Consider the following 11,842-nt stretch of genomic DNA (forward strand, 5'->3'; position numbering starts at 1 on the left):
ATCCACGGAGAAGAAATGCGCAAGCTTCAGAAGGTTGCTGTCGTAACCGTCGCCCTGGGCAGCATCGGATTCCTCGGCGCCGGCACCTCGTATGCCAGCGGGGGCGGCGGCGTCGGCGTCCGCCAGGGTTCCCAGTGCCGGACGCACGACCTGAACGTCGACGTCCTCGGTGAGGTCGGCATTCTCAACGGCGTGTTGGCCAACGCCCTCAACGGTGAGGGTTCCGCGGGCGCGCAGGCCACCCCGATCGGCTCGAGCATCGGCTGCAACAACAGCGCCCTCGGCAAGTAACCGGGCGGGGTTCCGGTGTCCGACCTGCGGGTCCGGGCACCGGAACCCCTTTCGGCATTCTCAGAGCTCGGGCGCAGGTCCGTTCGCGGAACCCTCGCCCGAGCATCGACCACAAAGGAATGCAGTACATGTTCAGTCGGAAGAAGATCGCAGCCGTCGCGGCACTGATGGGCGGCCTCACCGTCGCCTGTGTCATCGCCCCTCAGGCGCAGGCAGCGGACACCAGAGGATTCTGCACCCGGGACGTCCAAGGGAACGTCAGCTGCCTTCAGAAAACGACCAGTGACGACGGCAAGTACAGCCTCACCCAGCAGCAGAACTGCCAGCCTTCGTCGCCCCTCTCGCTCCCCACACACGGAGTGCTCAATCCGGGGACCATGCTGGTCGGGCCCGCCGTCACCTGCAGCAACTCGGCTCCGGTGCCCGGCGACTCGCTGCCCGCGATGGATGGAGAAAACCGCGGGTGAGCTGTTGTGCGCATCGTCGACGAGCATGGCGAAGCCGGGTCTCCTGCAAGCCACGCAGGCGACCCACGGGCATCCCGTCGACCGGAGCCGGCCGACGCGCCGCCGGGCAACGTGACGGCACGCGCGCCGAACCGGCAGCACCACAGGCTGCTTCCCCCTTCCGCCTGATCACGGGGTGACGACCCAACGCACCCCGTCACACGGTGAATGGCCGGGCCGAGTTGATGTCGGTCCGGCCATTCGCCGTTGGCGTGCCCGGCGAGCGTACGCGCCGCCCGGCAACGAGAGCGTCCCGGCGCCGAGTTCGTGGCTCGGCACCGGGACGGTGAAAGCTCCTGCGTTATGGGCAGTCGCTCAGAAGGCGCTGTTGTCGCAGCGGAAGTCCGAGCCCAGGTGAGAGGGCTGCGAACCGGGCGCGCCCTCGCCGTTGAGGGCGTTGCCCAGCGGGCCGTTGAGAAGTCCCACTGCCCCGAGGACGTCGATGTTCATGTCGTGCGACCGGCACTCGGTGCCCTGACTGACGTCGAGGTCGTGCCCCGGCTCGCCGTGGGCGTATGCGGTGCCTGCGCCGAAGGCTCCGACGCTGCCGAGTGCGGCAGCCACGACGGCAACCTTGTGGAACGTGCGCATGTCTTCTCCGGTGATTGAGCGGTTGTGACGGGTGGTTGGACTGCTTCTTGCTGCCACGGAGGCCGGTGTGGTGTCCCGTGGCGCGGCATCGGCAGGCCGGAACGGGCAGACCCCTGCACAGCGAGCGCAGAGGAACCCTTGGAGTTCGGGTGCACGAGGGCTGATCGGGAAGGGGAACGGCGCGCCGGACGGCGTCCATGAGCCGCGACTCCGGAATCAACAGACCTGCTCTGCACGGGTGTTGTGACCGGAGTGCGCTCGGCGGCGACAGTCGGTGGCTCGGCCCCGCTGTCGCCGCGGTTCGGCGCCGGTACTCCGGAGCGTCCCGGTCAGGCCATGCGGGGCAGGTCGAGCTGACCCAGCGGAGGCGCCGCCAGCCGCCCCATCCCGAGCGGGGACACCTGCGGAACGTCCGGGGAGATCAAGGGATTGACCAGCGGGTTGACCTGCGGGTTCACCTGAGGCGACACCCGGGGAGCGGGCTGCGGCGAGAAGACCTGCGGGACGGAGACCTGCGGCGCCACCTGGGGCGTGACCTGCGGGGCCGCCTGGGGGGCGACCTGCGGGGCCTGGGCCGGAGCCGACGCCTGCGGGGCGGACTGGGGGCCGCCGCCGGGAGACGTGGAGGCCAGTGCGGCACCGCCCGAGGTGGCCGCGGCAGTGGCGTGCGGCGCCTCGTACTGCGGAGATGCCTGGGGGGCCGCCTGCGGCTGCGTGTACTGCGGCGGAGCCGCCTGCGGCTGCGGAGCGGGGGCCGGGACGTACTGCTGCGGAGCAGGGGCCGGGGCCGGAGCCGGCTGCTGCACGTACTGCGGAGCCGGAGCCTGGGGTGCCGGCTGCTGCACGTACTGCGGAACCGGCTGCTGCGGAGCCGGCTGTTGGACGTACTGCGGAGCGGGGGCCGGCGCGGGAGCCGGCTGCTGCGCGTACTGCGGGACCGGCTGCGGAGCGGGGGCCGGCGCGTACTGCTGCGGAGCCGGGGCCTGAGGAGCAATGGGCGGGGCGGCACCGTTGTACCCGGCAGGAGCATCGGCATGACTCACGCCGGCGCCGATGGTGGACAGACCGCCAGCCGCTGCGACGACGAGCGCGATCTGATGAAGCTTGCGCATAAAACCCTCGGCCCTTCATTACCTGTATGGAAATCTGATTACTTATCGCTGTCTTGAGTGCGCAAACAGAGGTAATCGCGGGCTTCGCGCCCTGCGCACCCCGTGCAAAGCCACGGCGGGAGCCACCCGAAGGACCGCGGCAACACCAGCCGTAGGGCTCTCCGACGGACCTCGGATTCGGCGGTGCAGGGCATCGCTTCGCCTCCGATTCACGTCGGGCACCGTGTCGACATCGTCGCCGCCGACCGCCCAAGTGCCGGGAATCAGAAGCCATCCCGGCCGACGGCCCATTGACCCATTCGCTGTTCTCTCCCACCGAGGAACGGCGCATCCCCGGGCCTGGTCACGGGAATCGGTGCACGGTCACCCGTTTGCCCAGCGGCATGAATCATTTGGAGTGTCACCGGCGTGGACGCGGGTCCGCGGCGCCCGAACTCCTGTATCGACATCGCCAACTTCGTTCCTGAGAAGGGGCATTGCCGACGATCGCGCGCAGCACCGAGGATACGTGGGTGCGGGCAAGTGGAAGCCACGGCACAAAGATTACTTCGCGATAATGCGACCGGCGTTCAGGATAAGGATTGGGCCGGGGCGGTGACTTCGCACTCGCCCCGGCCGCAGCAAGAGGATGCAATGGCGAACCGATGCGCGCGGAGACGGCCTCGAGGATCGCAAAAAGGGTTCTCGACGCCGGCCTTACGGCTCGGCGTCGAGAACCCTATGGGTGACCTGCTCGACTGCTACTAGCGGGTCAGAACGCGCTGTTGTTGCAGCCCATGCTCGAGCCCATGTGAGTGGACTGCGCACCCGGCGAGCCCTCGCCGTTGAGCGCGTTGCCCAGCAGGCCGTTGAGGATACCGACCTCGCCGAGGACATCCACATTCAGGTCATGAGAACGGCACTGGCTGCCCTGCTTGATGTCGAACTTGCCGCCGCCCATGCCGCCGTCGGCGTTGGCGGTGCCGGCGCCGAGGAAGCCAACGCTACCGATGGCAGCAGCCAACACGGCCGCCTTGTAAAGCTTGCGCATTTCTTCTCCGGAAGTTTGAGCCGATGTGATCTGCGGTGTACCGACTTCGTACACCTGGGGAGGCTAATACGAAATATCCATCATCTTTGAGCGACGCGCCGGATTATGGGATCGAAGTTTTTGGAAGTTGCCCCGGAACCTGAGCAGTTCAGGCGCACATGAGTCCGAATGGCCGGAGACACCGCAATGGACCGGATTCGGGCCGCGCCCCAAGGTCCCTTTGCCCAGGTCGCGCAAGAAGGCCCTCCGAGGGAATCCCCTCGAAGGGCCTGCGGCGGTCGTCGCCTTGCTACCTGGCCGTTGCGTGGGCGTTGGCCTGGGCATTGTTCTGGGTGCAGTTGAAGCCCCTCGTCTCCGGAGTGGCCAGCAGGCCGATCGGGACGTTGGCGTCGAGCAGCGACTGCGGGCTGCACTCCTGGTACGGGCGGAAGGCGTTGTTCTGGTCGTGCGGACCGGACTGCGGCAGGAGCTGCGCCACCTGAGGCGAGAGTTGCGGGTTGAGCTGCGGGTTGAGCTGCGGGGACACGTCCGGGCCGCCCTGCGGAACGAGGGGTTGCGGGGCAGCGGCCTGCTGCGGCGCGGCCTGCTGCGGGCCTCCGTGCGATCCGTAGGTGTGCGACGTGGCGCCCGAGGCCGTCCAGGCGTCTGCCTGAGGGGCGTCCGGTTGAGTGGCGGTGGGCGGGCCGCTGTACCCGACAGGAGCGTCGGCGTGGCTAGCGCTGGCGCCGATGGTGGACAGACCGCCAGCCGCGGCGGCGACGAGCGCGATCTGGTGAAGCTTGCGCATGGAACCCTCGGCCCTTCATGACCTGTATGGAAATCTGATTACTTATCGCTGTCTTGAGTGCGCAAACAGAGATGACCCCGGGCTTCACATCTTGCGCACCCCGTGCAGAACCACGGTGGAAGCCTTCCGCGGGACCGCGGCAACACCCGTCGTAAAGGCATCCGGCGCGGCCGGGATTCGATGGCGCGGTCCATCGTCTCTCCTCCGATTCGCTTCGGACGTCGCATCGACGTGGTGGCCGCGGGCCGCCCCAATTGCCAGGGACGAGAGGCGATCCCGGCCAGCGGCCCCATAGGCCCAACAGCTGCTCTCTCCCAGCGGGGAACGGCACTTGCCCGACCCTGGTCACGGGAATCAACGCACGGTCACCCATTTGCCCACCGGTGTGAATCATTTGGAGTGCCGGTGCCCTTTCCTTCGTGGAAGGGGTGTGCACGAAGCCCTCCGGTGGTCGCTGGTGCGCGATGCCCGGTGGAGGGGCGGACGTTCGGAAGCGGTGGGCTTCGGTCCTGTCGTTGACCGCAGTTGACCGTCCCGTCGGCGGTCGCGGGTCGGTGGCGCGGGCGTCCGGGGAGGTCGACGCCGTCCGATGGGTCCGTCGAACTGGATTTTGTGGGGCGGAAGTTGTGGTGGGGCGGGGCGGTGGGTGGTGAGCGTGCGTGGGGGCGGCGGTCATGGCGTGGGGCGAGGTGCTTCGTGCACTCTTGTCCGAATGCGACCATGACGCATGGTTTTTCGACGGCTGGCGCATCTGCGCCGACGACCGGATCCGAGCCACGCCCTGCTGCTGATTCCGATCGGGTTGATCGTCGCGGTGTACTCCGCGGATGCCCTCTCACCGCCGGACGTTCATCTGCGGACGCTCCTGGTCGCCGCCCCGGCCCTCGGTGCGGCCGTCGCCGGCCCGGTACCGCCCCCCTGATCGGTGGGCTGACACTGGCCGCCGACCTCATCGTCGCCGCCCTGCAGGGCGTGTTCACCCACCCCCTCGCCCCCCACCACACCGCCCTCCCCATCGGTCTCGGCGCCCTCACCGGACCCCCCAACTACCCCACCGACACCTTCCCCTTCCACCCCGGCGACCTCCTCCTGCTCTACACCGACGGCGTCACCGAAGCCCGCAACACCCACGGCACCTTCTACCCCCTCACCGAACGCGCCCCCGCCTGGACCCACCACACCCCCCACCACCTCCTCCAACAACTACGCCAAGACCTCCTCACCCACACCAACGGCCGCCTCACCGACGACGCCGCAGCCGTCGCCATCCGCCGCCTCCCACCCCACCCCCACACCCCCGACCCGAACGGCATGTGAGGGGCCGTCGGGGGCGCGCCCGAAAGTTGATCGCTATACCTCACAGCTGGGCCGTTCGTGCTGCTGTTCACGGCGTGTCGGAACCCCCAACCCCCGGATGGCTGCGCCGGGGTGAGCAATAGTATGTATATCGGATTAGCCTCCGAATCAGCGCAAGATGGATCTTCGATGCCCATTCCGCTCGATTCAGGAGGAAAAATGCACAAGCTTCGCAAGGCTGCCGCAGTGGCTGCCGTGATCGGCAGCGTCGGGTTCCTCGGTGCCGGTACCGCTCACGCCCAGAGCAGCGGAGAGCACGGCGGCGGCTGCAAGAACCACGAACTGAACCTCGACATCCTCGGCGAGGTCGGGATCGCCAACGGCCTGCTGGCCAACCTGCTCGGCGGCGAGGGCAGCCCTGGCGCCCAGGTCACCAGCGCGGGCAACTGCCGCTAAGGAACCCCCTGCCACAAGCCGCGCAAATCACCCGCAACGGCCTCGGCGCCAGGGCAACAAGCCCCGGCGCCGGGGCCGTTCACCCTTCTTCGCGAGCCATACGGGCCCCGTGACGGGCCGGCGCGCCCGCAATGACGGCCCGGAGAATGCCTGACACGCCGACCGTCGACGCCCCCTTGGTGGGCCGCCGGGCGGAGGTGGCCGCACCCCGGGTTGCATGACCATGCATTCCGATGCATAATCTTTCCATGTCTAAGGTCCTCACCTCCCTTCCGGCCGGCGAGCGCGTCGGCATCGCCTTCTCGGGCGGCCTCGACACCTCGGTCGCGGTCGCGTGGATGCGCGACAAGGGCGCCATCCCGTGCACCTACACCGCCGATATCGGCCAGTACGACGAGCCCGACATCGCCTCGGTGCCCGGCCGGGCGAAGACCTACGGTGCCGAGATCGCGCGCCTGGTCGACTGCCGTGCGGCGCTGGTCGAGGAGGGCCTGGCCGCGCTCACCTGCGGGGCGTTCCACATCCGCTCGGGCGGGCGGGCGTACTTCAACACCACGCCGCTCGGCCGCGCCGTCACCGGCACGCTCCTGGTGCGGGCGATGCTCGAGGACAACGTGCAGATCTGGGGCGACGGCTCGACGTTCAAGGGCAATGACATCGAGCGGTTCTACCGGTACGGCCTGCTGGCCAACCCGAACCTGCGGATCTACAAGCCGTGGCTGGACGCGGCCTTCGTCAGCGAGCTCGGCGGCCGTAAGGAAATGTCGGAGTGGCTGCTCGCCCACGACCTGCCCTACCGGGACAGCACGGAGAAGGCCTACTCCACGGACGCCAACATCTGGGGCGCCACCCATGAGGCCAAGACCCTGGAGCACCTGGACACCGGCGTGGAGACCGTCGAGCCGATCATGGGTGTGCGGTTCTGGGACCCGAACGTCGAGATCCTCACCGAGGACGTGACGATCGGCTTCGACCAGGGCCGGCCGGTGACGGTCAACGGCAAGGAGTTCGCCTCCCCCGTCGATCTGGTCATGGAGGCCAACGCCATCGGCGGGCGCCACGGCATGGGCATGTCGGACCAGATCGAGAACCGGATCATCGAGGCCAAGAGCCGCGGCATCTACGAGGCGCCCGGCATGGCCCTGCTGCACGCCGCGTACGAGCGGCTGGTCAACGCGATCCACAACGAGGACACCCTCGCCCAGTACCACAACGAGGGGCGGCGCCTGGGCCGGCTGATGTACGAGGGGCGCTGGCTGGACCCGCAGGCGCTGATGGTGCGCGAGTCGCTGCAGCGCTGGGTCGGCGCGGCCGTCACCGGGGAGGTGACGCTGCGGCTGCGGCGCGGTGAGGACTACTCGATCCTCGACACCACCGGCCCGGCCTTCAGCTACCACCCGGACAAGCTGTCCATGGAGCGCACCGAGGACTCGGCGTTCGGCCCGGTGGACCGGATCGGCCAGCTGACCATGCGCAACCTGGACATCGCCGACTCGCGCGCCAAGCTGGAGCAGTACGCCGGCCTCGGCCTGATCGGCACCGGCAGCCCCACCATCGGCGCCTCCCAGGCCGCCGCGACCGGGCTGATCGGGACCATGCCGGAGCTGCCGGAGGGCGGCGCCGAGGCCATCGCCTCGCGGGGCGAGGTCTCCGAGGACGACGCCATGCTGGACCGGGCCGCGATGGAGTTCGGTACGGACTGACGCCGCCGGGCGGGCCGCCGCGGGGGCTGTGCGGACGGAGAAGGCCGGCTCGGCGCGGTGTGCGTCGAGCCGGCCTTCTCCGTCGGCCGGGGCCGGTGGGCGGCGCCCCCGGCTACTGCTGGACGGCGTCGGCGGTCCGGCGGGCGCGACGCCGCCTGACGCGGTCCGCGCCGATCAGCGCCGCCACCACGACGGCCGTGCCGGCGAGCTGGTGCCGGCCGTCCCCGCTGGTGGCCATGACGGCGAAGACGCCGAGGATGGCGGCGAACGCCAGCCAGGTGAGGTAGGGGAAGCCCCACATCCGCACCAGGAGCTGATCGGGCGCCTCGCGTTCCAGGCGGCGGCGCATCCTCAGCTGGGTCAGGCAGACGATCGACCAGACGACCAGCACCGAGCAGCCGGCGATGTTGAGCAGCCAGGCGAACACGGTGGTCGGCCAGATGACCCCGGCGATCACCGCCGCGAAGCCTAACACGCAGGACGCCAGCACGGCGGCGGCCGGGACGCCCCGGGTGACCTTGCCCAGGAAGCGCGGGCCCTGGCCCCGGCTGACCAGCGAGTACGCCATCCGCGAGGAGCCGTAGATGTTGGCGTTCATCGCGGAGAGCAGGGCCACCAGCACCACGATCTGCATGATCGTGCCGGCGGCCGGGATGCCGAGCCGGTCGAGCACGGTGACGTACGGGCCGTCCGTGGCGACCTTCGGGTCGTTCCACGGCACCAGGGTGACGACCACGGCCATGGAGCCGATGTAGAACACCGCGATGCGCCAGACGGCGGTGCGGACGGCGCGGGCGACGTTGTGGCTCGGCCGGTCGGACTCGGCCGCCGCGATGGTGACGGTCTCCAGGCCGGCGAAGCCGGAAATGGTGGTCAGCAGCCCCGCGGCGAGGCCGGCGGCGCCGGTCGGGAAGAAGCCGCCGTGGCCGGTGAGGTGGTGCGTGCCCGGGGCGTCGCCGAACACTCCGAGGATGCCGAGCACGCCCAGCACCAGGAACGCGACGATCACGGTGACCTTGATGGCGGCGAACCAGAACTCGAACTCGCCGAAGTTCTTGACCGCGGTCAGATTGCTGGCGCAGAAGAACGCCATGAAGATCGCCACCCAGCCGTAGGCGGGGATGAACGACACCCAGGTGTGCATGATGGCGCCCGCCGCGGTGGCCTCGGCGGCCACGCCCGCGCAGAGCATCAGCCAGTACATCCAGCCCGAGGTGGTCCCCGCCCAGGAGCCGAGTTCCTCCTCGGCGTGTACGGAGAACGAGCCGGTGGAGGGCCGGGCCGCGGACATCTCGCCGAGCATCCGCATGATCAACATGACCAGGGCGCCGGTGCCCACGAAGAGGAGCACGATGGCCGGGCCCGCCGCGGCGATGCCGACGCCGGAGCCCACGAAGAGCCCCGCGCCGATCACCCCGCCGAGCGCGATCATCGACAGATGACGCTGCTTGAGTCCGTGCGACAGCGCGGGCGCGGCATCCTGCACGGCCTGCGGGGAACCCTGGGTTGACCGGGTGAGATTCCGAGTCATGGTCGTGCCTGTTCATTGCTTGAGACGTTCGATGAGCCTGACGAGTCTGCGGGGCGGGTGGCGCGCGGGGCGTGAACGCCCGCCATTCGGACGCCGCGCTCACGCGGAGTGAGGGGGTGGATACGCCCGGAGGGTCCGATACGCCTGGAACGTTCCGGCCCGGCGCGACGAACTCCGAGCGGTGGGGCGGAAGTTCGCGCTACCGGGCGCGGTCGGGACGGGCCCGGTGGGCGGGGAAGGCTTCCGTCATGACGATTTCCACTGACGGGCCGTCCAGCGGGACGTCCGGGGCGGTGCTCGCGCGCCGGAGCGTGGTCGCGGGTGCGGTCGGCAACTTCATCGAGTGGTACGAGTTCGGTGTCTACGCGTACTTCGCCACCACCATCGCGGCCGACTTCTTCACCCCGCAGGGCGGCGGGGCCGCGGAGGCGCTGGTCAGGACGTATGCGTCGTTCGCGCTGGCGTTCTTCTTCCGGCCGGTGGGCGCGCTCCTCCTCGGCCGGGTCGGGGACCGCTACGGGCGTCGGCCGGCGCTGGTCGCCGCGGTACTGACGATGACGGCCGCGACGACGGCGATCGGCCTGCTGCCCACGTACGCCACGGTCGGTGCCGTCGCGCCCTGGCTGCTGACGGCGTTGCGGATCGTGCAGGGCCTGTCGGCCGGTGGGGAGTTCGGCGGCGCGGTCGCCCTGATGACGGAGAGCGCGCCACCCGGGAAACGGGGGGTGTACGGGGCGTGGCAGTCGCTCACCGTCGCGTTCGGGCTGCTCGGGGGTGCCGGCGCCGCGACGCTGGTGACGTCCGCCCTGACGGAGGGCCAGGTCGCGGCGTGGGGGTGGCGGCTGCCGTTCCTGGCGGCACTGCCGATGGGGTTGGGCGCGCTGTGGCTGCGGCTGCGGCTGGCGGAATCGCCCGCGTTCGTGCGAGCGGCGCGGGCGGATCGGCTACGGGTGCGGGTGGCTCCGGGGGCGTCCGCGAAGTCGACGGCGGGGCAGGCGGTGTCCGGGCCGGCGGCGGCCGGGGAGTCGGTGTCGGCGCGGACCGTGTTCGCGGTGGTGGTGGGGTGCGGGCGGCTCATGGCGTGGTCGGCGGCCGGGTACACCTTCCTCGTGGTGCTGCCGACCTACCTCCAGCAGACGGTGGGCAGGAGCGCGCAGCAGGCCCTGCTGGCCACGGTCGTCGCCAACCTCGGCTTCGCCGCCGCGATCATCCCGGCGGGCGCGTTGAGCGACCGGCTGGGCCGGCGGCCCGTGATGGCCACCGGGGCGGTCCTCGCGGCGCTGTCGGCGCTGCCCCTGCTCCACGTCGTGCGGGACCCCGGTTCCCCGGTGTGGCTGACGTGCGGCGCGGTGGCACTCGCCGGTGCCCTGGTGGGCCTGTTGGCCGGTCCGGGGCCGGCGATGCTGGCCGAGATGTTCCCCACGCAGGCCCGCCACACCGGCCTCGGCGTGGCCTATGCGCTGGCGAACGCGGTCTTCTCCGGCTGTGCGGGCCTGCTCATCACCGAACTCGTCCGCCGCACGGGCAACCCCGACGTCCCGGCGTTCTACGTCGTCGTCACCTGCGCCGTGGGGGCACTCGCCCTCGCCACCTCGCGGGACGACGGTCACCGCCGGGCGCTCCGGGACTGAGGGCCGCCGGCCGGCGGCGGACCTCCCCGGGCATCGGTCGGGACGCCGGCCGGACCACCGGCCAGGAGGCACGGCCTCCGGGCGCGTCCGAGCTTTCGCACACCCGTACTAGTGTGGAAGGTGCACTACGCACGAGGCGAGGGCGCGCACCGGGCGAGGGCGCGCATGGGACGAGGAACGATGGCGCACGGCGAGCGGGGGCTGGCGGCCGACCAGTGGCGTCACTGGCAGGAGACCTACTCCGCGCACCCCGGCATGTACGGGAGCCGGCCTTCCGCGCCGGCCCGGTATGCCGCCGAGGCGTTCCGTGCCGCCGGAGCCGCGAAGGTGCTGGAACTGGGCGCCGGCCACGGCCGCGACGCCCTGCACTTCGCCCGCGAGGGCTTCACCGTGCACGCGACCGACTTCAGCGCCACCGCCCTCGACCAGTTGCGCCACGCCGCCCGGGTCGAGGGCCTCGGCGACCGGATCACCACCTCCGTGCACGACGTCCGTGAGCCGCTGCCACTGGCGGACGACTCCACGGAGGCGGTCTTCGCACACATGCTGCTGTGCATGGCGCTGTCCACACCCGACATCCGGGCCCTGGTCGACGAGGTCCGGCGCGTCCTGCGCCCGGGGGGCGTGTTCGTCTACACGGTCCGGCACACCGGCGACGCCCACTACGAGGCCGGTACCGGACACGGCGACGACATCTACGAACACGGCGGCTTCGCCGTCCACTTCTTCTCCCGGCGCCTGGTCGACGACCTCGCCGAGGGCTGGTGCCCGGCCGAGGTCCACGCCTTCGAGGAAGGCGAACTCCCGCGCCGTCTGTGGCGCGTCACCCAGACCCTGCCCCGCTGAGCGGACCGGGCCCGGCCGCGGCGCGGAATACCCGGCGGGCGCCTCGGAGTTCCCCCTGCGAC

13 protein-coding genes are annotated in these 11,842 nt (G+C 70.4%); 8 read left to right on the forward strand and 5 right to left on the reverse strand.

Annotated features, from left to right (window positions below; translation table 11 throughout):
• Positions 1-15: 15 nt before the first annotated feature.
• Together SNOUR_RS08815 and SNOUR_RS08820 are read left to right on the forward strand one after the other, a co-directional pair.
• Entirely contained in the window at positions 16-291 is a 276-nt protein-coding gene (locus SNOUR_RS08815; protein WP_067345308.1) for a hypothetical protein, read from the forward strand.
• Between the two features lie 128 nt (positions 292-419).
• Positions 420-758 (forward strand): hypothetical protein, encoded by a 339-nt coding sequence (locus tag SNOUR_RS08820; protein ID WP_067357933.1) that lies wholly within the window; start codon positions 420-422, stop codon positions 756-758.
• A gap of 354 nt (positions 759-1,112) precedes the next feature.
• On the opposite strand, the gene SNOUR_RS08825 is transcribed toward SNOUR_RS08820, so the two are convergent.
• From SNOUR_RS08825 to SNOUR_RS08840, 4 genes are all read right to left on the reverse strand, one after another.
• Positions 1,113-1,388: a hypothetical protein gene (locus SNOUR_RS08825; RefSeq protein ID WP_039630974.1), complete on the reverse strand. Its 276-nt coding sequence runs from the start codon at positions 1,386-1,388 to the stop codon at positions 1,113-1,115.
• Positions 1,389-1,717: 329 nt separating this feature from the next.
• On the reverse strand, positions 1,718-2,500 hold the full coding sequence (locus SNOUR_RS44560; protein ID WP_067345311.1) for a hypothetical protein: 783 nt from the start codon (positions 2,498-2,500) through the stop codon (positions 1,718-1,720).
• A 751-nt stretch (positions 2,501-3,251) separates the two neighbouring features.
• On the reverse strand, positions 3,252-3,530 hold the full coding sequence (locus tag SNOUR_RS08835; RefSeq protein WP_039630977.1) for a hypothetical protein: 279 nt from the start codon (positions 3,528-3,530) through the stop codon (positions 3,252-3,254).
• A gap of 289 nt (positions 3,531-3,819) precedes the next feature.
• Positions 3,820-4,317 (reverse strand): hypothetical protein, encoded by a 498-nt coding sequence (locus SNOUR_RS08840; RefSeq protein ID WP_067345314.1) that lies wholly within the window; start codon positions 4,315-4,317, stop codon positions 3,820-3,822.
• A gap of 727 nt (positions 4,318-5,044) precedes the next feature.
• Here SNOUR_RS08840 and SNOUR_RS48180 point away from each other — a divergent pair.
• The 4 genes from SNOUR_RS48180 (at position 5,045) to argG (ending at position 7,772) form a co-directional block, all read left to right on the forward strand.
• Positions 5,045-5,239, forward strand: a complete 195-nt coding sequence (locus tag SNOUR_RS48180) for a hypothetical protein (RefSeq protein WP_067345317.1) — start codon at positions 5,045-5,047, stop codon at positions 5,237-5,239.
• A 50-nt stretch (positions 5,240-5,289) separates the two neighbouring features.
• On the forward strand, positions 5,290-5,634 hold the full coding sequence (locus SNOUR_RS48185) for a SpoIIE family protein phosphatase (protein WP_067345318.1): 345 nt from the start codon (positions 5,290-5,292) through the stop codon (positions 5,632-5,634).
• 198 nt (positions 5,635-5,832) lie between these two features.
• Positions 5,833-6,069 (forward strand): hypothetical protein, encoded by a 237-nt coding sequence (locus SNOUR_RS08855; protein ID WP_067345321.1) that lies wholly within the window; start codon positions 5,833-5,835, stop codon positions 6,067-6,069.
• A gap of 248 nt (positions 6,070-6,317) precedes the next feature.
• On the forward strand, positions 6,318-7,772 hold the full coding sequence (gene argG, locus SNOUR_RS08860; RefSeq protein ID WP_067345324.1) for an argininosuccinate synthase: 1,455 nt from the start codon (positions 6,318-6,320) through the stop codon (positions 7,770-7,772).
• A 112-nt stretch (positions 7,773-7,884) separates the two neighbouring features.
• On the opposite strand, the gene SNOUR_RS08865 is transcribed toward argG, so the two are convergent.
• Positions 7,885-9,303 (reverse strand): amino acid permease, encoded by a 1,419-nt coding sequence (locus SNOUR_RS08865; RefSeq protein WP_067345327.1) that lies wholly within the window; start codon positions 9,301-9,303, stop codon positions 7,885-7,887.
• Between the two features lie 248 nt (positions 9,304-9,551).
• On the opposite strand from SNOUR_RS08865, the gene SNOUR_RS08870 reads away from it, so the two are divergent.
• The gene (locus SNOUR_RS08870) at positions 9,552-10,934 is read left to right on the forward strand and encodes an MFS transporter (protein ID WP_067345329.1); all 1,383 of its coding nucleotides are present in this window, start codon (positions 9,552-9,554) and stop codon (positions 10,932-10,934) included.
• Positions 10,935-11,099: 165 nt separating this feature from the next.
• A complete protein-coding gene (locus tag SNOUR_RS08875; RefSeq protein ID WP_312632117.1) occupies positions 11,100-11,780 on the forward strand; it encodes a class I SAM-dependent methyltransferase in 681 nt (226 codons plus the stop codon).
• Positions 11,781-11,842 lie beyond the last annotated feature (62 nt).

Source organism: Streptomyces noursei ATCC 11455, assembly GCF_001704275.1.
Classification (GTDB): Bacteria; Actinomycetota; Actinomycetes; order Streptomycetales; family Streptomycetaceae; genus Streptomyces; species Streptomyces noursei.

Excerpts from the sequence above, each read along its gene's own strand:
- SNOUR_RS08815 (WP_067345308.1), top strand. The coding sequence starts at position 16 with ATGCGCAAGCTTCAGAAGGTTGCTGTCGTAACCGTCGCCCTGGGCAGC.
- SNOUR_RS08820 (WP_067357933.1), top strand. The coding sequence starts at position 420 with ATGTTCAGTCGGAAGAAGATCGCAGCCGTCGCGGCACTGATGGGCGGC.
- SNOUR_RS08825 (WP_039630974.1), bottom strand. The coding sequence starts at position 1,388 with ATGCGCACGTTCCACAAGGTTGCCGTCGTGGCTGCCGCACTCGGCAGC.
- SNOUR_RS44560 (WP_067345311.1), bottom strand. The coding sequence starts at position 2,500 with ATGCGCAAGCTTCATCAGATCGCGCTCGTCGTCGCAGCGGCTGGCGGT.
- SNOUR_RS08835 (WP_039630977.1), bottom strand. The coding sequence starts at position 3,530 with ATGCGCAAGCTTTACAAGGCGGCCGTGTTGGCTGCTGCCATCGGTAGC.
- SNOUR_RS08840 (WP_067345314.1), bottom strand. The coding sequence starts at position 4,317 with ATGCGCAAGCTTCACCAGATCGCGCTCGTCGCCGCCGCGGCTGGCGGT.
- SNOUR_RS48180 (WP_067345317.1), top strand. The coding sequence starts at position 5,045 with ATGGTTTTTCGACGGCTGGCGCATCTGCGCCGACGACCGGATCCGAGC.
- SNOUR_RS08855 (WP_067345321.1), top strand. The coding sequence starts at position 5,833 with ATGCACAAGCTTCGCAAGGCTGCCGCAGTGGCTGCCGTGATCGGCAGC.
- argG (WP_067345324.1), top strand. The coding sequence starts at position 6,318 with ATGTCTAAGGTCCTCACCTCCCTTCCGGCCGGCGAGCGCGTCGGCATC.
- SNOUR_RS08865 (WP_067345327.1), bottom strand. The coding sequence starts at position 9,303 with ATGACTCGGAATCTCACCCGGTCAACCCAGGGTTCCCCGCAGGCCGTG.
- SNOUR_RS08870 (WP_067345329.1), top strand. The coding sequence starts at position 9,552 with ATGACGATTTCCACTGACGGGCCGTCCAGCGGGACGTCCGGGGCGGTG.
- SNOUR_RS08875 (WP_312632117.1), top strand. The coding sequence starts at position 11,100 with ATGGGACGAGGAACGATGGCGCACGGCGAGCGGGGGCTGGCGGCCGAC.